The sequence below is a fragment of the Parabacteroides timonensis genome, assembly GCF_900128505.1.
Lineage (GTDB): Bacteria > Bacteroidota > Bacteroidia > Bacteroidales > Tannerellaceae > Parabacteroides > Parabacteroides timonensis.
In genome coordinates, this window is record NZ_LT669941.1 from 2253679 (window position 1) to 2274961 (window position 21283).

The 21283-nt window shown below is 41.4% G+C and carries 14 protein-coding genes; 1 reads left to right on the forward strand and 13 read right to left on the reverse strand.

All coding sequences use genetic code 11. From position 1 onward, the window contains the following. Positions 1-22: 22 nt before the first annotated feature. From BQ7394_RS16650 to nrfH, 7 genes are all read right to left on the reverse strand, one after another. Positions 23-1363, reverse strand: a complete 1341-nt coding sequence (locus BQ7394_RS16650; RefSeq protein ID WP_075558455.1) for a sigma-54-dependent transcriptional regulator — start codon at positions 1361-1363, stop codon at positions 23-25. A 79-nt stretch (positions 1364-1442) separates the two neighbouring features. Then, positions 1443-2108: a Crp/Fnr family transcriptional regulator gene (locus tag BQ7394_RS16655; protein ID WP_075558456.1), complete on the reverse strand. Its 666-nt coding sequence runs from the start codon at positions 2106-2108 to the stop codon at positions 1443-1445. Positions 2109-2171: 63 nt separating this feature from the next. Continuing rightward, complete coding sequence (locus BQ7394_RS16660) at positions 2172-3485, reverse strand: alginate export family protein (RefSeq protein ID WP_075558457.1); 1314 nt, start codon at positions 3483-3485, stop codon at positions 2172-2174. Positions 3486-3535: 50 nt separating this feature from the next. Next, positions 3536-4330 carry a cytochrome c biogenesis protein CcsA gene (ccsA, locus tag BQ7394_RS16665; RefSeq protein WP_075558458.1) on the reverse strand — a complete coding sequence of 265 codons (795 nt, stop codon included), beginning with the start codon at positions 4328-4330 and terminating at the stop codon, positions 3536-3538. A gap of 2 nt (positions 4331-4332) precedes the next feature. Further along, on the reverse strand, positions 4333-5604 hold the full coding sequence (locus BQ7394_RS16670) for a cytochrome c biogenesis ResB family protein (RefSeq protein WP_075558459.1): 1272 nt from the start codon (positions 5602-5604) through the stop codon (positions 4333-4335). A gap of 2 nt (positions 5605-5606) precedes the next feature. Continuing rightward, positions 5607-7091 (reverse strand): ammonia-forming cytochrome c nitrite reductase, encoded by a 1485-nt coding sequence (gene nrfA, locus BQ7394_RS16675; RefSeq protein WP_075558460.1) that lies wholly within the window; start codon positions 7089-7091, stop codon positions 5607-5609. A gap of 26 nt (positions 7092-7117) precedes the next feature. Continuing rightward, positions 7118-7705 carry a cytochrome c nitrite reductase small subunit gene (gene nrfH / locus BQ7394_RS16680; protein ID WP_075558461.1) on the reverse strand — a complete coding sequence of 196 codons (588 nt, stop codon included), beginning with the start codon at positions 7703-7705 and terminating at the stop codon, positions 7118-7120. Between the two features lie 95 nt (positions 7706-7800). Here nrfH and BQ7394_RS16685 point away from each other — a divergent pair, with 95 nt between their 5' ends. Then, the gene (locus BQ7394_RS16685) at positions 7801-8634 is read left to right on the forward strand and encodes an OmpA family protein (protein ID WP_075558462.1); all 834 of its coding nucleotides are present in this window, start codon (positions 7801-7803) and stop codon (positions 8632-8634) included. A gap of 139 nt (positions 8635-8773) precedes the next feature. On the opposite strand, the gene BQ7394_RS16690 is transcribed toward BQ7394_RS16685, so the two are convergent. From BQ7394_RS16690 to BQ7394_RS16715, 6 genes are all read right to left on the reverse strand, one after another. Then, positions 8774-12187 carry an InlB B-repeat-containing protein gene (locus tag BQ7394_RS16690; protein WP_075558463.1) on the reverse strand — a complete coding sequence of 1138 codons (3414 nt, stop codon included), beginning with the start codon at positions 12185-12187 and terminating at the stop codon, positions 8774-8776. Between the two features lie 82 nt (positions 12188-12269). Beyond that, positions 12270-15812, reverse strand: a complete 3543-nt coding sequence (locus BQ7394_RS16695; RefSeq protein ID WP_075558464.1) for an InlB B-repeat-containing protein — start codon at positions 15810-15812, stop codon at positions 12270-12272. 261 nt (positions 15813-16073) lie between these two features. Further along, positions 16074-16601 carry a hypothetical protein gene (locus BQ7394_RS16700; protein WP_075558465.1) on the reverse strand — a complete coding sequence of 176 codons (528 nt, stop codon included), beginning with the start codon at positions 16599-16601 and terminating at the stop codon, positions 16074-16076. Between the two features lie 51 nt (positions 16602-16652). Continuing rightward, positions 16653-17180 (reverse strand): hypothetical protein, encoded by a 528-nt coding sequence (locus BQ7394_RS16705; protein ID WP_075558466.1) that lies wholly within the window; start codon positions 17178-17180, stop codon positions 16653-16655. Positions 17181-17407: 227 nt separating this feature from the next. Beyond that, positions 17408-19780 carry a response regulator gene (locus tag BQ7394_RS16710; protein WP_075558467.1) on the reverse strand — a complete coding sequence of 791 codons (2373 nt, stop codon included), beginning with the start codon at positions 19778-19780 and terminating at the stop codon, positions 17408-17410. A gap of 50 nt (positions 19781-19830) precedes the next feature. Further along, positions 19831-20625 (reverse strand): DUF6261 family protein, encoded by a 795-nt coding sequence (locus tag BQ7394_RS16715; RefSeq protein WP_075558468.1) that lies wholly within the window; start codon positions 20623-20625, stop codon positions 19831-19833. Positions 20626-21283 lie beyond the last annotated feature (658 nt).

Here is a 21283-nt window from a genome sequence, read left to right on the forward strand (position 1 = left end):
TACTATCATATTGGAATTAAATTTACAATTTGTATTCTTCTATCTTACGATACAAAGTTGTCAGACCAATTCCCAACAGACGGGATGTTTCGGTTTTGTTGCCATTTGTGTATTTCAAAACCTTTTGGATATGCACTTTTTCAACTCCACTCAAGTCGAAACCGGAATAAGAACCGGTACTTGTGATTTCAGGATGTTGCAAATTCAACGGGAGAGAGTCGGGCGTAAGCATATTGCCATCGGCGATAATCAAACTGCGTTCCACTACGTTGCGGAGTTCGCGCACATTACCTTTCCAGCTATGTTGCTTCAGGATATTAATATATTCCGGCGAAATCGTTTGAATCGCTTTTCCCATTTTCGTTGAAAGAGAATCTACAAACGATTTTATATGAAGTGGTATGTCTTCAATATGTTCACGGAGCGGTGGCAGGTGAATCTGAAAGACTGACAAACGATAGAATAAATCTTCACGGAAATGTCCTTCGGCAATCTCCTTTGACAAATCCCGGTTGGTAGCTGCTATTATACGTACATTTACCTTGATAGGACGCGTATCTCCTATTTTTATGAACTCACCGGTTTCGAGTATACGCAGTAACTTCGCCTGCAAATCGAAAGCCATTTCACCTATTTCATCCAAAAAGATCGTTCCGTTGTTCGCTTCTTCAAATAACCCTTTTGTATCCTTCATAGCACCGGTAAATGCTCCTGCTTTATGGCCAAACATTTCACTCTCCAATAAATCACGACTGAAAGATGAACAGTTGATTGCCACAAACGCTTTCCCCTGTCGACTGCTAGCCTGATGGATGGATTGTGCAAAGACTTCTTTACCAGTACCTGTTTCGCCAGTCAGCAAAACGGGAACATCGGTCTGAGCTACTTTTTGGGCTAATGCAATCGCTTCCTGAATAGCCGGAGACTTTCCAACAATTGTATTAAACGAATACTGTTGACCTACAGGGGATTTTGATACTTTTGCCAGACAATAGGCAGCCGTTGCTTTTTCCGTTGCCTTAGCGATCAAAGGAAGAATTTTATTATTGTCGTCGCCTTTAGTTATATAATCAAAAGCTCCGTTCTTTATGGCTTGCACGCCATCCGGTATATTTCCGTGTGCAGTCAATAAGATCACTTCGGAAAGAGGGCGCAACTTCTTCAATTCTGTAACCAACTCCACGCCACTTCCGTCGGGTAGTCGAACGTCACACAATACGACTTCCGGACTATACTGTTCCAGTTGTTTTAATCCTGCTTTGCAACAGGAAGCCTGAAGGACTTCATAACCCTCCAGTTCAATAATACGTGACAGTAAATTTAAAATCTGTTTCTCGTCGTCAATGATCAATACTTTTCCCATCTCGCTTAGTTTCTGAAAACAACGGCAAATGTACAATATTATTCGTTTCTGCAAGAAAGCTACATATATAATATGAAATCTAAAGCAGGCTGATCAAGGCTTGTTTATTCAATATTTTTACTTTTCCACGGGAAATACTGATAAAGTTACTATCGACCAGTTTACCTATTTCTTTGGATAGAGCCGGCCGCGTTACACCGAAATATTCAGCTAACTGCACTTGGTTGTGTTCCATATCCACTATATCTTCTCCCTCTTTCAGGTGATCCAATAAATAATAGATATAGCGGCTGCGGATTCCACGGAAAGACAAGACACGGAGACGAGTCATAGTACATTTATTACAACTCGTGCTTACACATAGGAAGTTATGGAGCAATAGAGGCATTGAATGCATCATCTTAAAAAAAGAGTCTTTGGCTATCTTCATCAGTACGACATCTTCCTCCACTGAGAATGTGGCAGGAAAGAGATTCTTTTCAGAAAAGACATGCGGTGTTGCAAAGGTTCGTGGGGCCTGGATCACCTCTACCCGAACTTCTACTCCGGACACATCGACAACATCAACGTTCAGTTTACCTTCCAGCAATACATGTATAGCCTGGCAGGGAGATCCCTGATGGATAATAGTTTTTCCTTTTGGGTAATTTTCCAGCGTATACTCAAGATTTTCAAGGAAGTCTTCCTGCATCTTCTGCGTAAAGTTCCTGAAGAGCGGTATTTTAAAGATATCGGTTATGTTCATTCAGCATCGATTTAGTGTCGGAAATGTTTACACAAAGTTAAGAACATTTCCGACACTGACAAATCACCATTTCGCCATAAATATGCGTGGGTTTATGTTTAATGACAACCAACCCCAGTCTTGCCAACTGTCTTTGCTGCCACCTTTAACAACTTCCATTGTTGAAGTTCCGAACATTGTTGAATATCCGGCGGATAGTTTGACATCTTTCATGATCTGCCAATCTACCTGAAGATCGATTTCAGAACCCAGACCACGATCCAACTTTACTTCATGATTTGTTAGAATATCGCTGGTAATTGAAAAATAATGATAAGCCAGTGATAAGTTTACTTTCGGAGAGGCTTTAAAGGCTGCTTTTATTTGATTATCCCACAGACCCGGATTAAGTCCATTTATAAAACCGGAAGCATAGAAATAGTCCATTGCACCATAGAATTTATGATGAGTTCCATACAACGGGTCGAAAGCTTTGTATTTGCTATCGGCTCCTGATGCATTGCTTTCACCGCTTAAGTAGTCACTTCCAATGCCAACACTCCAACGAGAGTCGATTTTATAAGCAGCATTTAATGCCCAAAGGAAGGCTGAGACATCACGGTCGGCTTTATTCTTTCCGAATTCATAGTAGAATGTACCGCCAAAAGTCCAGTCACCCGGTGTATAATACAGGTTTGTACCTAATAGCTGCATGTATTTTGTATCAGACTTTTGGGTTTTCTGATCGCCCGCTTCCAGTCCTAAGTTCATGAACATAAAAGAAGCGTTGAAGGCTTTGCTGCAAGTGTGTTGATACCACAGGGTTTGCATGTTCTTATAAGGTTGTCCTCCATCAGCATAGTACGTTCCGCCGATCGTTTTCTCATCATTCTGATTGAAGGCCAGGATCAAATGAAGTTTGTTCTGTTTATTTTCATATCCCAGTTTCAATGCATCATGATAACGGCCAGCAACGTTCCAGTCTAATCCTCCCAGAATACGCTCGTCGTCATAGATCAATGATTGGCGACCAAGTTTTGCAAAAATGCCGTAACCAAAATCAAGCTGAGCCCAGGCTTCATTCAATATAAAACGTCCATTCTTATCAATCTGAGGATCTTGTCCCCATACGCCGACATGTTGTGCGGAAAGACCGATCGACAAGCGTTCGCGTTCATAATTCATCGACAGACGGGCACGGTTATTGATAAACCCTGCTGCTTCCGCCCCTTCACTACGAGGGAATAAGACACCATTCCGATATTCTGCCCGTGGACGTATCTGGGCACTCATGGAGAATGTGTTCTCCTTATCTTTAGCTGTTTCATTTTCGTCAGCCTTCATCCATACCGAACCCAGTAATAGTAATCCGGACAATACAATCATGTGTGTTTTCATATTGATTATACTTTAAGTTTTTATAAGTTCAATATTATACTAATATACTTTTATTCCATATTATAGACATGTACACTGTTACCCTGTGCCGAAGGGAGGTAGTTCACGCCGAACCAACAAACTTGCAGCAGGACAAATGCAAATACCAATAATCCGAGAGCCGCCTTATATCGTGTATGCCGATGAAGCCGGAAATGAATGTATAATAGATTTCCCAGCCACGTAGCAGCAGCCCATGTTTCTTTCGGGTCCCAGCCCCAGTAATGTCCCCAAGCCTCTTTGGCCCAGAGCGCCCCGAAGAGCATTCCGATAGTAAGGAAAGCGGTTCCTACATATACCAGGTTATCGCATAGGCTCATCACATTCGGATCGATCGCAGTCTTCCTTGAACGAACCAATAAATAAATGGCAACGACAGCCGCAGCCCCTAGCATCGCATATGCAAACATATAGACAATAACGTGTGGAGCAAACCACGGACTTTGCAAAGCAGGCATCAACGTCTTGTTATGTATCTCCGGTTTAAAGATATTGATACAGATAAATACAAATGACAAAACCGTACTAAACGATAAAATCCATTTATACCGCCAACGTATATACGTTATGATCCCGGCTACCGGCAGAAAGAAAGAATACCATAAGCGCGTCTCCCCCATTGTACGGAGCGGTGGACGTTCGAGCGACAACCACATTCCGACAATAAATGTCATAAAGATTGCCAGCCCCAGGATTGTCCACAGAAGCACCAGCCCGGATCTATTCGGACGATATGCCATCGCTGCCCCTATCGACCAGCAAGCCACGGCGGGCAAAGCGAAATATATAAAATGACTCCATTCCATAATCACACAGTTTTTGTATCGTTAGCGGCCATTTTCCCCAGTTTGTTCCCGGGGGCTAAAACAAAGAGACAGACAGAACCAAGTAACATCATCAGGATACCGGCGTATACAACCGGAAGCCACGGGTCCCTGACCAGTTCGAAGATGCTCGTACGGCTCCATTTTCCTTTAGCCTCGTCATAACTAAGCTGATAGATTTTCCACCCTTCCATACTTAACGGCTTGTTCACTTCGATAAGTGCATCTGTCCGTTCCCCGCTTTGGGTATAAACAGTCACTTCGGAAGCAAAACGCTTGGGCTCGCGTTCCGGCATCACCAGGCTTACAGAATCACTTAAGGGCAGGGAAACATACGGAAACATGAAACTACCACAACTGACCCACCCGCTTTTCTCCGTTCCGTCCACCCTATTCCGGGCTTTTACCATTAAAGCAGTAGTAGCACCTTCGGAGTGGAAAGCGACAAAGTTTAAGGTATCGATACTACGTACACAAGCAGCCATCGGTAGCGAATGAGTGACTTCAATCTCCCAATCGAGTAAACTGCCGGAGAAGGGAGCATTTTCCACCAATACGTTTTCCGGATTGTTTTCCGGCAAGGCTTTACCTGTCGTATTATCTATCGCTAATAGTTTGGGAGGGTATTCGTCGATCGTAAATGACTTCAATTCGATAGCCAGAGGAAGTTCCACCATTTCGCCGGTTTCGTCGGTAGCTCGCCATTCGGGGCCATCGAGGGAGGCCGTCATGCGGAGACGTTGCAGGTCACCGTTACCGAGGATAGCAGCCAACAGCGTGATGAAGAGGCCGGCATGATTCAATATAAAGGGGGTATCTTTCCAACGGAAACGGCTGATCTTATGGATCGTGACCAGTCCCAATACAGACAGGAAATAAAGGAACAGCAACATAAAAGGCCATGAAACCGTCATTTGCATGAAACCCAACCCTGACAGTAGTCCTCCGTGAGTAACCGTTGCGGAAGGAGCCATCTGTCGGGTCAGTCCCATGATGATAACCAAAATCATCCAGGCCGTCAAAGACGTAATACTCGCCGTTAAGCTGTAAAACCATTGCAAGGCAACGGCTTTACGGCTCACGACATAAACCATTATCAAGAAAAACAAATACACTCCACCCGTTAAGGCATTGAGGGGATACTGGAAAAGCGTCGCATCCACCTTCCCGGTCGTCAGTTGCAGAACGACACCGGTAATAAACAGGCCGATACTAATAGCCCACCCTTCGGTATATCCCCACGGTTGTTTCCACATAATCAGCTCTTATCTGCTAAACGTTTGTTTGCTTTTGCTTCTTTAATCCATTCGGGCACGACAGTGTTCAGAAACTTTTCTTTTGCCTCGCGTTCGGCAGGGATATCCAAGCCGATATATTTCTGTGCCAACTCTTTTGTTGAGATGTCCGGCATAGGAACTTCATCCGTATAGCCTAATTTAGCCAATACTTTGGAAACTGCCAGACGAGCCTGCATCGTTCTATCCAGACCATTGCCCAGAATACGTTGTATTTCCTGCGGAGCATGGAAAGAAGCGCCGTGAGAAGCCACTCCGAAATCCCAACGCCATTGAGCCTGGCGGATCAACTGCAAGACAGGGGCCATTTGTGCTTCGGTAGCTCCCTTGTCCCAGGCAAACTTCGCTTCGATATGTGCTTTGGCTAGTTCTGCCTCCAGACGGTTACGCATTTCGTTTGCCTTGTTCTGCCGTTCGTAAACGTTGTTGCGCAAAGTCTCTTCACTTTCGCGGTGGCAAACCTGACAAGTACGGTCTATCATGGCAAGCGGGCTCATGATATGATGGTCGCTGTATTTCACACCACCTTCACTCTTGTACGGCATATGACAATCGGCACAGGATACACCACGCTGTCCGTGGATACCCATCATCGACAGTTCGTAATCAGGATGCTGTGCCTTCAGGATCGGCGCTTTGCTCAGTTTATGCGTATAATCGGCAAAGCCTTCTGCATCGTAATAAGCTTCCATATCTTCCACCGTGAAACCTTTATCCCAGGGGAAAGTCAGATATTTACCATCACCCTTGAAATAATATTCCACGTGGCACTGTGCACAAACCAACGAGCGCATTTCCTGCTGGGTCGCTTTGGTGATATCGCGTCCCTGCCGCTGGAAAGCTTCGATCAAAGCCGGACGGCTGATCTGCAGGTTCATTGTAGTCGGTTCGTGGCAATCGGCACAACCGATCGGGTTCACGATCTCGTCACCCATAGCAGCCCATTTCGCCTTATAGAAATTATCCACACCTACGGCCTGCATCATGCGGGGAACATCCGGGCTCTTACAAGTCCAGCAAGTTGCCGGCTGAGGGCCTTCGTCGGGTGTCATCGGGGAACCTACACGCAGTGTATGACGCATATCGTCGATAGCATGCATGTGTCCGCGGGGAGAAGAATAGTCCTTGGAGAAAGCATATCCGGCCCACAGGATCACCATTTCAGGACGTGCGGCCAGTACATCAACTGCCTGGTTACCGTTGTATTTACTCTGGAAAGACGTATCCATCGTCTGCGTCCATGTCTCGTATTCGCGCGGATAGTTCGGCTGGAACTTTTCGTTGACCGCCTCGATACCTTCTATCTCCACTTTCTTATTATTCATTACACTGGTGATTTCTGCCCTTCGTTCGTTGATGGAAGCAGCCAGTACACCCAGTACAAAAACGACAGCCATTGTCCCGATAAACAACACCCATCCTTGCCATGATTTAAGTTTCTTTTCCATATTCGTCGATTTTTTATTATTCGTCTTTATTTAAGCATGTCTTTCAGCCATTGCGGCGTGTTCGATTTAGGATAAGGCACGATGGCCGAGGGAGTCGACGAGAGGCTGTTAAGCCCTCCGTGAGGCACTTCCCGGTGACAGTCCCAGCAGGCTTTCCCTTCACCGGCCATAGCCATTTCGTGATCGATACGGCCGGTGTTCACAAATTCCGTATTCAGTTGCGTATGGCAACGGATACAATTGTTCATTATCACTTCCGCGCTTTCGTCTATCGCCTTAATCACCTGCGGTTCCCCTCGCACCATGAATACGGTGGCGTGCCGCATGCCGTCCATGCCTTTGAAGAACCATTTCTTGGCAGCATTTTCGTGTGGTACATGGCAATCGTTACAGGTGGCGTTCCGGCTATGCGAGCTATGACTCCAGGTGGCATAGTAAGGCCCCATGATATGGCAGTTCACACAGGTAGACGGCTCATCGGACAAGTAACTCCAGGCCCTCGACACATAGAATGTGTAAAAGCCCAAACCACAGATGGCTCCCCCGGCGATAATAGCAAACAGCTTGTGTCGTTTCGTGGGGAGAATCGTGTTTATGATCTCTTTTATCTTCATACAGCCTTAATTATAGTTTAATTCTTCGCAAATATCTTAATTCGGATACAAGTAAAGTGTAATATATATTACATTGCACAAAAATTATTTGTCAAATGAGAAAGTTGATATTCATAGCAGTCTCCGCACTGCTGATTTGCACATCATGTGTAACGAAAAAGAAATACTTAGAGGCTGAAAATGGGCGGCTGGAAGCCATCGGCCGCGGGAATGCTTTGCAGGAACAGCTTGTCGACTGCAAAGATACCGGTGACAAACTGAATGAACGGTTGGCCGCACTGCAACGGGACACGGCTCGGCTGGGTACCAACATCCGCAATTACCAGACGATGCTGAACTCGAACATGACGCAGCAGGACAAACTGAACAGTCTGCTAAGTCAGAAAATGGAGGAGTTGAACGAACGGGAACGGACGATCAACGAATTGCAGGATATGATTAATGCGCAGAATGAGAAGGTGCAGCGGTTATTAAGCAGTGTAAAGGATGCATTGTTAGGTTTCAGCAGCGACGAGTTGACGGTGACGGAAAAAGACGGCAAGGTATATGTCGCCATGTCCGACAAGCTATTGTTCGAATCGGGCAGCGCGCGTGTAGACAAGCGTGGCAAGGAAGCGCTGGCAAAGTTGGCGGAAGTCCTCAACAAGCAGTCGGATATAGACGTATATATCGAAGGGCATACGGACAGCAAGCCGATCAATACGGCACAGTTCAAGGACAACTGGGATTTGAGCGTGATACGTGCGACATCAGTAGTTCGTATCCTGACCAAAGACTATGGTGTGAACCCGTTGCAGATACAGCCTAGCGGACGCGGCGAGTATATGCCTGTTGCCGACAACGAATCTGCCGAAGGCCGCAGCAAGAACCGCCGTACGGAAATCATCATGGCTCCGAAGCTCGACAAGTTGTATCAGATGTTACAGTAATATATATTAATTAGACACTATATATATATAGATAGATAGATAGACGTATTGTAACTCATCCACATTATTCAAAATCAGCAAAGTCATCCGAAAATTCGGACACTTTGCTGATTTTTGTTTTAGTTATTATCAGAAATACCTATTTCAATATAATCTTTTGTCCGCATTGACCTTCCAACACAAGAAAATAAACACCGGAAGCAAAGCCTTCGATATAGGTATCGCCTGCCGGAAGCTGCCGGCTGAGAAGCAGGCGGCCGACAGTATCGGTCAGGTACAGGCGGGTAGCATGCGGCACTGTCACGCGAAAGACACCGTTTGTTATCGAGATACTGAAGCCCGAAGGTAACGGCATATTATCGGTTGCCTGATCTTTAACGATACCGGAGATTTCGATATTTATATCCTCACGAATATACTGAATGATATATTTTCCGTCAGACACACGTGGCGTTATCACATCACCATCAGCAGTTACTACCGGTACAGAGCTTTCGCGATAACCATCCTCTATTGCAAGATAGAAACCGAAGTCATCTCTTTCTTTTACCTCATGGCGACCGGCTGAAGGATTGGTTATTGCACCTTCAATAGCTGGAAGAGTAATGGTATAATAGACCGGAGTTGGATCAACGGGCTTTTCTTTAAACGTAGCTGTTACCGTTACATCACTTTCAGGCATAACGAATCTTTTATTAGCGATGGGAATAGTTGCTCCATCAGACAACTGAGCATAAGACAAAGACTCGAGTTCGTATCCACTAGCAGGATTAACCTTTAAGATAATGGTTTCTCCTTCGGTCGCTTTCTCTTTATCCGCTGTGACTGTACCGTTTACTATCGAAGAAGCGATAGTTATATTATGTAGCTCTTTGATGCTGAATGTCCAATCAGGATCGGTCAAGTCAGAACTTTTTATAGCATAGTTTGTAGAATAAATACTAATTGATACTGTATATGTTCCTAAATCTTTGGGTAAACCATATAGATTATTTTTATCAATATCATAATAAGTGATATAAATATAAACATTAGCCATATTTTTATCCCTCAATTCTACTTTAGCCTCTTTTCCCTCACCATCATAAATCAGATTTTCCGGAGGTATGAATATAAAATCCTTTGCATCTAAATAAGCTTTTTCTACATTTGGCCAAATATTTCTTATTACTTGATGTAGACTTTCATTATAGCCATTTATGTAGCTCCAATCATAATTTATATAATCTTTTATTTCATAATAAGCCGGATATCCATCCCAAGACCAAACTTCCGGTAGGGTATTTCCATCTTTCCACTTCCATCCATCAGTAATTTTTATCTCAGATAGCTTTACGCCATAGGTCACTGGCTCGGGCGATATAACTTTTGGGTCATCCAACTTGCTTACAAGTAAAGGATTCACAGTTACGGATAGATTTTTTGAAACCACCTTATAGTTCCTTATATCCGCAGGTGTAAAGATTGCGGCAAATGTATTCACTCCAACAGAGCCTACCTCTATCTCCGTGTCTGATTCATTCCATACCCAGCCCGTAGGTAATTGAATATCACTTAATTTATCTTTATAAGTCGCCGTTGGATCAGGATCTGTATATTCGGGAGCTTTAGTTCCTTCAGCCGGAATAATAGTCAATGGTACATCAACTTTGTCAGATGTCTTACTCTCACTACTTCCTCCATACTGAGCAGTTAATGTATAAGTACCTGCATTGAGTTTTTTTGTATCAAACTCAAATTCATATTCACCATCTGCAGTAACTTCTTTCTGATCAGACAATAAAACATTATTCTCTTTATCAGTTAACACCAGTTGCACGCTGTTCATAGCGGCACTACGGGTTCTTATTGCTTTATTTTTCACCGTTAATGTTACTTTTAGCTTATATGTGCCATAAATTATGTCATAATTGGATAAATTAAAAGCAACAGAAGAGTTATCAGTGGGTGTTGTTGAGGAACCGATATTAAATGTAAAATATCCTTTATTAGTTCCGTCGTTATCTACACCGTGCAATACATAAGTCGCGTTATAAGTCATAACATTACCATCACTTGTACGCACAGTTACAGTATGTCCAATTCCTGTCATATATAAATAAAGATTATCATCCTCATCTATATTCCGATCAATATAATAAGATTTACCATCTACTGAAACATCAGTTACATTTTGAACCTCCAATTTACCTAAATAAACAGGTTGATCATCAGTTGTTATTGGCTGACCACCAATAGTTCCTTTAATGGAACCTCCATATATTCTAGTTGTGCCATGATTATCTTGAAGACCACCACCGCCTCCTCTTCCTCCACCAATACCATGCCAGCCAGTAGCAACAACAGTTCCTCCATAAATTATTGTTGTACCCCCTTGACCACCCCAAGAATACCCATCTCCGCCACCGATACCGGCTCCCAAACTACCATTTGCAATAACATATCCTCCATATATTGTAACGTTATTTCCTCTTTGTGTATTATTTCCTCCAATGCCGGCGCTGTTTTGTCCACCAAAAGCTTTAACAATTCCTCCATAAATATAAACATTGGTACTGTTAATTGCTGTAATAAACTTAGTTGGTTCAAAAGTCCAATTACCATCATATATATAACAATCTGAACCTTTTATAAATGATGTACCGATAGATGAGCCATTATGTAAAAAGACTTTTCCATCAAAGATGCAATCATTAAATGTTCCATTTTTAACTGTTATCTCTCCAGTGAAAGTACAGTTTGTGAAGGTGCCACTTTTAATAATTACCTCCCTTCCAAAAGTACAGTCTGTTATTGTTACATCTTTAACTGTTACATTTCCGGTTATGTCAACTCCACTTCCTTTACCTTTAGCCGTTACACTTCCTCCCTTTATATGAACAATACCATTTATTCCATTTCCTCCATTATCTCCATTAGCCACTACACTCCCCCCGGAAATGTCAATCGTTAAATGACTCAATCCTTCTTTTGCATTTTTACCAATGCCATCACTAGGTTTACCAAACATTGCAGACGCTTCCCCACCATTGGCCATCACATTACCACCTTCTATCTTTAGTGTCGCATTGCCTTCTTCCTGAGGATTTCTACCGATACCGGCACCGGCATAGCCTTCCCAATCACTATTATCTCCCCCAGTCACCGTCAGCGAATGTCCATCCGATTCTGCTGTTATTATCAAATTACTACCATTCGATAGATGAATACCGGCTACTGCCTTTCCGCTGGTAAGTATACTTGTACCGGCAAGCGTCAAATTAAGCGTTGCATTTTCTTTCAGATCAATAGCTGATTTACCATCTACATTCGACAGGTTTATATTTATACTATTTAATACAATATTTGCCGTCACCCCTTTCTTTACAATAATATTATTCGTTGTAGTAGTCCCGGAGATTGTTAATTTTGTACTTGTCAGGATAGTACATGTGTTATTCTCATACTTGTAATCAGTTGCGGACGTTCCCCCTTCAATAGTAAAATCAGTCCCTCCTGCCGACAGAGATAGGGGCAGAAACAGGATTGTGAAACATAAAATAATCAATTTCATAATATTAAAGTATATAAAATAAAGTTCTTTCTATTTGTGTAACCGGATTGCCTTTTTTGTTGGAATGATAGCCACGGACAGCTTATTTCAACAAGATCTTCTTACCTTTCTGACCTTCAAAGATGATGACATAAACACCAACTGCAAACCCTTCAATATAAGTATCTCCTACCGAAAGCTGCCGGCTGAGAAGCAGGCGCCCAACAGTATCAGTCAGATACATGCGCGTTGCATACGGCACCGTCACACAAAGGATACCGTCGGATGTTGAAATACCGAAGCCTGAAGACAGTGAAGCATTCGCGGTATCATTATCTGGAATGATACCGGAGATTTCGATATTTATATCCTCACGAATATACTGAATGATATATTTTCCGTCAGACATACGCGGCGTTATCACATCACCATCAGCTGTAACTACCGGTACAGAGCTTTCGCGATAACCATCCTCTATTGCAAGATAGAAACCGAAGTCATCTCTTTCTTTTACCTCATGGCGATCAGCCGGAGGATTGGTTATTGCACCTTCAATAGCTGGAAGAGTAATGGTATAATAGACCGGAGTTGGATCAACAGACTTTTCTTTAAACATAGCTGTTACCGTTACATCACTTTCAGGCATAACGAATCTTTTATTAGTGATGGGAATAGTTGCTCCATCAGACAACTGAGTATAAAACAAAGACTCGAGTTCGTATCCACTAGCAGGATTAACCTTTAAGATAATGGTTTCTCCTTCGGTCGCTTTCTCTTTATCCGCTGTGACTGTACCGTTTACTATCGAAGAAGCGATAGTTATATTATGTTGCTCTTTGATGCTGAATGTCCAATCAGGATCGGTCAAGTCAGAACTTCTTATAGCATAGTTTAGAGAATAAAAACTAATTGATACTGTATATGTTCCCAAATCTTTGGGTAAACCATATACAGTATTTTTATCAATATCATAATAAGTGATATAAATATCAACATTAGCCATATTTTTATTCCTCACTTCTACTTTAGCCTCTTTTCCCTCACCATCATAAATCAGATTTTCCGGAGGTGTGAATATAAAATCCTTTGCATCTAAATAAGCTTTTTCTACATTTGGCCTAATATTTCTTATTACTTGATGTAGACTTTCATTATAGCCACTTATGTTGCTCCAATCATAATTTATATAATCTTTTATTTCATAATAAGCCGGATATCCATCCCAAAACCAAACTTCCGGTAGGGTATTTCCATCTTTCCACTCCCACCCATCAGTAATTTTTATCTCAGATAGCTTTACGCCATAAGTCACTAGCTCGGGCGATATCACTTTTGGGTCATCCAACTTACTTACAAGTAAAGGATTCACAGTTACGGATAGATTTTTTGAAACCACCTTATAGTTACTTATATCCGCAGGTGTAAAGATTGCGGCAAATGTATTCACACCGACAGAGCCTACCTCTATCTCTATGTCTGATTCATTCCATGTCCATCCCGTAGGTAATTGAATATCACTTAATTTATCTTTATAAGTCGCCGTTGGATCAGGATCTGTATATTCGGGAGCTTTAGTTCCTTCAGCCGGAATAATAGTCAATGGTACATCAACTTTGTCAGATGTCTTACTCTCACTACTTCCTCCATACTGAGCAGTTAATGTATAAGTACCTACATTGAGTTTATTTGCATCAAACACAAATTCATATTCACCATCTGCGATAACGTCTTTCTCGTCAGACAATAAAACAGTCTTCTCTTCATCTATTAATGTCAGTTGCACGCTGTTCATAGCGGCACTACGGGTTTTTGTTGCTTTATTTGTCACCGTTAATATTACTGTTAGATTGTCTGTACCGTAAATCATTTCATAATTAGATGAATTAAAAGCAACAGAAGAGTTCTTGTCGGGTGTTGATAAAGAACCACTATCAAATATAAAATATCCTTTACCAGCTCCATCGCCATCTACACCATCCGATTTATAAGTCGCTTGATAAGTCGTAATATTATTATCACTTGTACGCACTGTTATTGTATGATCTTCTCCTGTCATATAAAGATATAACTTATTATATCCATCATGATTTCCACTAATATAATAAGGTTTGCCATCTACCGAAACATCGGTTGCATTCGCAATATCAGGAGTTATGCCTAGAAGAACTCCATTTTCAATCGTTGCATTGATATCTCCACTTGTATATAATGATCCTCCTGCAATATTTAATGTTCCATTATTCTCATTCGCATATCCTCCACCTATTGAAGAACTTCCACCACTAGGTCCTTTTATTACTTTTATAGTACCCCCTTTAATAATAACAGTTCCACAGTCATTCTCTTTTCTTCCACCAATACCTGCACAATCTCTACCTCCTTCTATACATAAATATCCTCCTGTAATAGTCAGCGTATTATTTTTATGAACTTTAATACCTGCGCCTCCATTTGCATTATCGGGGTCTGAGCCTCCTTTAACATTAATATTTCCACCACTAATTAAAATATTTTCTCCTTCAATTGCAGAAGTTGTATTATTCTTTTGTGGTAGTTGAATCTCTATAGTTCCTCCTTGAATAGTTATATTTTTTGCTGATATATTATTTCCATCTGTATTATTAATCGTTCCTTTATTCATTAAAAAGCTCTTTCCGGAGAAAGTACTGTTTGTAAATGTTCCATCCAGAACAGTTGTCTCTCCACCAAAATAACTGTTTGTGAATGTTCCACTTTTAATAATTGCAACCCTTTCAAAACGACACTTTGTGAATGTTCCACCTTGAACAGTTGTCTCTCCATAGAAAGTACAGTTTGTGAATGTTCCGCTTTTAATAATTACCTCTACTCTAAAAACACAGTCTGTTATTGTTCCACCTTCAATCGTTACATTTCCGGTTATGTCAAATCCAGAGGATTTACCTCGAGCCGTTACACTTCCTCCCTTTATCCGAACAATACCATTTATTCCATTTCCTCCATAGCTAGTCCACAAACTATACCCTCCATTAGCTACTACACTTCCCCCGGTAATATCAATCGTTAAATGACTTAATCCTTCTTTTACATTTTTGCCAATACCATCACCTGATGTTCCCCTGTATCCTCTCGCTTCGCCTCCATTAGCTGTCACATTACCACCTTCTATTTTTAGGGTCGCATTACCTTCTTCCTGAGGATTTTTACCGATACCGGCACCGGAATAGCCATTATTATTACTATTATTTCCCCCAGTCACCGTCAGCGAATGTCCATCCGATTCTGCTGTTATTATCAAATTACTACCATTCGATAGATGAATACCGGCTACTGCATTTCCGCTGGTAAGTGTACTTGTACCGGTAAGCGTCAAATTAAGTGTTGCATTTTCTTTCAGATCAATGGCTGATTTACCATCCACATTCGACAGGCTTATATTTATACTATTTAATACTATATTTGCCGTAACCCCTTTCTTTATAATAATATTATCCGTTGTAGTCGTCCCGGAGATTGTTAATTTAGTACTTGTCAGGATAGTGCATGTGTCATTCTTATATTCGTAATCGCTTACGGGCGTTCCCCCTTCAATAGTAAAATCCGTTCCTTCTGCCGACAGTGATAACGGAAGAAACAAGATAGTGAAACATAAAATAATCAATTTCATAATATAAAGTATATAAAATAAAGTTCTTTCTATTTGTGTAGCTGAATAGACAAATGTAATGATTAAATAGGTTTTGGTTCGTGACAAATCGTATTCATTTTGTGACAAATCGTCACAGCCGTTGAATTATCATATTTAACAGAATGTCAAATTATTACGTTATAAATGTTTGATATCTATAAAGTCCAGTAACTTGAAGCATAAAATATGCGTTGCGTTAATAGTGGTACTGGATATTTTTTCGTCCTGGGCGGAGATAAATTACTCTTTATTTGTGTCGAACAATCGGCATTTCCAATAAATATCTTCCGGGGGATAAGGTAGCCACAAATTCATTTCTTCTCCTCCGACTTCTTTTGTTACATTGACGAAATAGGTCGAGACATTTCCGTATCTTTTATTTTCTGTTACATATCCCGACTGGATACATCCTTTTCCTGACAGTTCGGGATCTTTATATCCTTCCATCTCTGTATTCAGCGGGGAGGAAAAAAGGCAATCTTCTCCTAAAATTTCGGATGATTCGACAACAACCTTATAGATGATGTAAATATATTTCTTATCCAATCCAAATTCGGCGGCGATGGAATCCGGTAATTTACCTTTATGTTTATTGACAGAGGTACAGGTATTATATCCTTTAATATATAAGGTATCACCGTCTGTCGAAAATGTAATTTCCGGATTCGATTTGTAGATAATGTGTTCCTTTAATTCATCATCATCATTTGAACATGCTATTAATAGGAACATAAACAATAGGCTGAATACTAAAGATTTATTTTTCATATAATTTTTTTACTTAATAGTTATAGACAAGACTTTGAGTTATCCTGTTTTTTATTGCTTTTCTATCTGATTCTTATCCCATAAGTAAAATTTTAAAGAAAATTCCTCCGGTGGACATGGTATCCAACGGTCTTGTTCTCCGTCGGAACTATCTATGATGTGAATGAAATAGGAATATAACCGATAATAAGATATTCCATCTCTTACCGAAGGAGTTGACATGATTACTGACCTAGTTGATAATTCAAGATCATTATATCCTTGTTCTCCTGTATTTTCAGGAAAACTGCATAAATAATTTGATTCAATAGCAAATACTACCGAAACCTGATTAATCGTATAGACATACGTACCTTCAAGACCAAGGTCTTTAACCACATTCTCCGGGAAAGCTCCCCGATATTCATCCGTTGTATAATAGGTGTTGTATCCTTTGACATACAAACTATCATTCCTCGCCGATCTCGTAACGACCGGTTTCGACTCATTCACAACTCGCTCTTTCGGATCGTCATCATTTGAACATGAGGCTAAAGCAAATATCAATAACAGGCTAAACACAAAACAATGATTCTTCATATAATTTTTATCTATCGGTATTTTATAAAAAAACGTCAGACCTTATTTTATATTGTACGGATGAAATTTATTCTATATATTGACGTCTCAGCTTCTACCCTATTACTGACTTTTGATAGTAAAAGAAAAAATCTGCGCCCCCTGCCCCATAAGGAGTAGAGAAAAAGGTTTTAGTTAAGGGGCAGGGATAGGGCATGCGGCTCGCTTGCCGTCAGTACACTCCTTAGTCAGCGCAGATATGTATTTAGAACCTTCATTAAGGCCTTTATGTCAATAGGTTTCGACAAATGGTTGTTCATCCCGGCTTTGACGGCATGTAAAATGTCTTCCGAGAAAGCGTTCGCAGTCATAGCGACGATGGGAATACGAGTCATATTCAGGTGCGGAAGGAGACGGATCCTCCGTGTTGCCTCATAACCATCCATCACTGGCATCTGGATATCCATAAAGATCAGGTTGTAGTAGTCGATAGAGACATTGATCATTATTTCTAGCGCTTCGAGTCCATTCGTGGCGGTATCGACCGTAGCACCGGTAGACGAGAGGATCTCGACAGCTATCTCACGGTTCAACTCGTTATCTTCGACTAACAGGATACGCTTGCCGGAATAGTCGGCATCAGACAGTTTGAATACGTTATCCGGTGTCCCTTCCTTTTTCCTTTCGTGGGTAAAAGACTTTAATATACGGACCAACTTCGATTTATAGACCGGCTTTGTCATACAGACATCGACCTTCATGGCGCGTGCTTCTTCCTCATACTCTTCGATATCGTAGGAGGAAAGGATGATGATCGGGATATGTATTCCCGATATATGCCATATACGCCGGATTGTTTCCAGACCGTTCATGCCTGGCATTTTCAGATCGACAATGATAGCAAAATAATCTTTATCTTCCAGACAGTTCTGTTCGAGCTTTTCCAAAGCCTCGGGGCCGGAACAGACATATTCGCAGGGGACACCTATCTCGTCAAGATAGTGGCAGGTGGTGATACAAGCTAATTCATCATTGTCGATCACAAGGATACTTTTGTTGTTGGTATCGATCCATTCATCGGCTATCTGTTCCCTGTAAGATAAAGGAATACTGATCGTAAAACGCGATCCTTTACCGTATTCGCTTTCTATCTCTATATCTCCGCCCATCATTTTTATGATTTTGTAGCTGATAGACATCCCCAGGCCGGTACCCTGGATATTTGCAATTTTGTCATCGTTGGCGCGTTCGAAAGGGAGGAATATTTTGTCGAGAAATTCAGGCTTCATACCGATACCGTTGTCTTCAAAAATGAATTTGTACATTCCGGTTTTCCCATTCAGTTCCTCTTCCTCTACCATTATATTTATCAGGCCGTTTTCCGGAGTATATTTAATAGCGTTGGAGAGTATATTCATCAATATCTGGTTGATACGTTGCAAATCGCCCCACACATTTTCATGTTTAAAATGTTGCATATAGATATGCAGGGAATGCTGTTTGCTTCGGATTTGCGGCTGCATCATAACAATCAAATCCTCGAGCAAGACGCCGATATTGATATCCTGTTTCGACAATACCAGTTTACCACTTTCTATCTTCGACATATCCAGTACCTCGTTGATCAGGCTCAGAAGCAGTTTCGACGAACTTTCTATCTTACCCAGACAGTCGAGAACCTTTTCCCGATTGTTTATATGGGCTTTTGCAATCATTGTCATTCCCATGATCGCATTCATCGGAGTACGGATATCATGACTCATGTTGGAGAGGAAATCCGATTTGGTATTGTTGGCCTTCTCGGCCTGCCTCAACGCTTCCTGCAATTGTATAGATTGCAGTTTGAGCTGTTTCTGCAACTCAAACTGCTCCGTGATGTCGATGTAGACGAAGAGGTAAACAGGTTCGTCGCCTTCCCACCGGATACATCTTCCGTTGATCTGCATACAGGCTTTCATGCCATTCTTATCTTTCGTGTGAAACGTAAAGTAGACGGGCTCGCCTTGCTGCATGCGAAGGATATTTTGATTGAGTATGCTCTTCTCATCGTCCGATATGGAGGAAAAAGGGACGTAAGAGGTCACTGTCCTTTCATCCAGGCCGACGAAATCGGCAAACTTCTTGTTTGCTTCGAGCAGTACCAGACGTCCGTCGCGGCAGATTTTCTGTTGGGAAACAAATCCGGGAATACTTTCATAAGTGATCGATTTGATAAGTTGTTCCTGCATACTAGAGTCAATGTCGGTCATGACCGTATAGGCTATATTAGCACCGTCGACAAGCTGATCGGTGAACGTTGTGGCTATCTTTACCCATTTCATGCCGCCTTTTACCGGCATACGGACTACTACCTCGTAACCATTCGTCTGGTTTTCAATAGCATTGTAAATTTTATCGGTTATCATTTTAGCCGTTTCCGGACAATCAGCCAGATATAAATCCGGCTGATTGTGAAAAAGCGCTTCATATTCTTCTTTAGGGTATCCTATCAGTTTGTAATAGGAATCGTTTGCCCAAAGAAGGGTAAGATGTATATCCAGTAAATGAATACTTACGCTTACTCCCATCAATTTTGTCAATAGGGTATATTCTAATTCTGTGTTAGGTTGTAAATAGCTCATCCTCTATTTTTATATTATTATTTGCATTTATTTTTTGATTATCAATCGTTTTATTCTATTACGGGGCGGTCGTCGTCGCCACTGCCACTACCGGGAAATGGGATGTTGCTTTTACCTCCATCGAGTGTGCCTCCGGCGTTCTTGCCGTAACGGTCGGATAGCTTGATACGGTATTCATCAATCATGGCGTTCCACCAGACGAAGAGATTGAAATATTTGTCGTTGCCATTGCGGCGAGTGTAAGAATTTAGTTCGTCCACCAATTCCTCGTATGCCTTGCAGAGATCGATACGGGTAAGTTCCGGCTTGCGGGGACGGTTCCTTAACCCGGCCTGTGTGATCTTTTTATTGACAAATTCCGCACTTTCGGTATTGATTGTTTTAAGGGAGCCCAACTGATCGGTAAGTCCGAGTAGCGATACTTTTTCTTTATAGATATCCGATTCAAGCAGTTGAATGAAAAGATCGGTATCCTGCATCAGATGTTCGATTGAGAGATTACGGCATTTCCTAAAACCGCTGATTGCTGCCCACAAAGAAATTGCTGCCCTGCGTTTTTCGTCGATACGTGATTTTTTGTAACCGTCTACAACACGAAAAATGACGCTCCGGTTATCCACATTCTCACTTTTCAACTTCTTGACTTCTGCGGTATATTCATTTATAGAACGTTTGACGATGCTATATGCAAAATCATCCGTACAGGTACTAAAAACATCGAAAAACGATTTAACCGGCTCAACGACTCCGTCAGTATTATTCATTTTCAGAATGATTGCTTTTGCTGCATCTAATAATTCGCCGTTTCTTAAACGTGATTTCGGGAAAGACTGAATCTTAGCCATAATTGTATTCTTTTTAAGATTAATAAAATTGGTTATATGTGTTTCTCCGTAATATTACGGTTCAACTAATTTTGGTGAAAATTGCCGTCGTAGGGATACGAAGTAGCAAAAAAGATGGAATTGGCCATTTTGTACATCTACGGAGAGGCAAAAAATGCTGTTTAATACATTCCATAGGTCTACAGGAAAGCGAAAAATGCCGTTGAACATATTCCATATACCTACGGAACTGCAAAAATATGTTTTTAGCTTCGTCGTAGGCATACGATGAATATTTTATAATAAAACGACCATATCCGTAGAGGTTTGGCGAGCAATTTGGGGATAGATCAATTTCGTTGATCGACTTTTTCGCAAGATTATCATCGCGTAACTTCTGACCGTAGAACTTCGGCGAATATTGACTTAGGGTTGCAGCGGGATTTGCAAGGCGAAGGAATATTTGTTTTTGTGTTCTCTTTTGGTTGTTTATGTCGCTTATTTTCATCAGAGAGTTGTTAAATTGTCTTTACTGAGCCGGTGAAAAAATGGCGAGTAAAAACGGTCGTTTTTTTTAGTCATTCTAAGGGGAGTACAGGCGATGAAAATTTGAACGAAATTTCAAGCCCGAAAAAATTGATTATCAAGGATTATTTTTTCTTTAAAGCTATTGTATTTT

Excerpts from the sequence above, each read along its gene's own strand:
- ccsA (WP_075558458.1), bottom strand. The coding sequence starts at position 4,330 with ATGGAATGGAGTCATTTTATATATTTCGCTTTGCCCGCCGTGGCTTGC.
- BQ7394_RS16705 (WP_075558466.1), bottom strand. The coding sequence starts at position 17,180 with ATGAAGAATCATTGTTTTGTGTTTAGCCTGTTATTGATATTTGCTTTA.
- BQ7394_RS16655 (WP_075558456.1), bottom strand. The coding sequence starts at position 2,108 with ATGAACATAACCGATATCTTTAAAATACCGCTCTTCAGGAACTTTACG.
- BQ7394_RS16650 (WP_075558455.1), bottom strand. The coding sequence starts at position 1,363 with ATGGGAAAAGTATTGATCATTGACGACGAGAAACAGATTTTAAATTTA.
- BQ7394_RS16700 (WP_075558465.1), bottom strand. The coding sequence starts at position 16,601 with ATGAAAAATAAATCTTTAGTATTCAGCCTATTGTTTATGTTCCTATTA.
- BQ7394_RS16660 (WP_075558457.1), bottom strand. The coding sequence starts at position 3,485 with ATGAAAACACACATGATTGTATTGTCCGGATTACTATTACTGGGTTCG.
- BQ7394_RS16710 (WP_075558467.1), bottom strand. The coding sequence starts at position 19,780 with ATGAGCTATTTACAACCTAACACAGAATTAGAATATACCCTATTGACA.
- nrfA (WP_075558460.1), bottom strand. The coding sequence starts at position 7,091 with ATGGAAAAGAAACTTAAATCATGGCAAGGATGGGTGTTGTTTATCGGG.
- BQ7394_RS16670 (WP_075558459.1), bottom strand. The coding sequence starts at position 5,604 with ATGTGGAAACAACCGTGGGGATATACCGAAGGGTGGGCTATTAGTATC.
- BQ7394_RS16685 (WP_075558462.1), top strand. The coding sequence starts at position 7,801 with ATGAGAAAGTTGATATTCATAGCAGTCTCCGCACTGCTGATTTGCACA.
- BQ7394_RS16715 (WP_075558468.1), bottom strand. The coding sequence starts at position 20,625 with ATGGCTAAGATTCAGTCTTTCCCGAAATCACGTTTAAGAAACGGCGAA.
- nrfH (WP_075558461.1), bottom strand. The coding sequence starts at position 7,705 with ATGAAGATAAAAGAGATCATAAACACGATTCTCCCCACGAAACGACAC.
- BQ7394_RS16690 (WP_075558463.1), bottom strand. The coding sequence starts at position 12,187 with ATGAAATTGATTATTTTATGTTTCACAATCCTGTTTCTGCCCCTATCT.
- BQ7394_RS16695 (WP_075558464.1), bottom strand. The coding sequence starts at position 15,812 with ATGAAATTGATTATTTTATGTTTCACTATCTTGTTTCTTCCGTTATCA.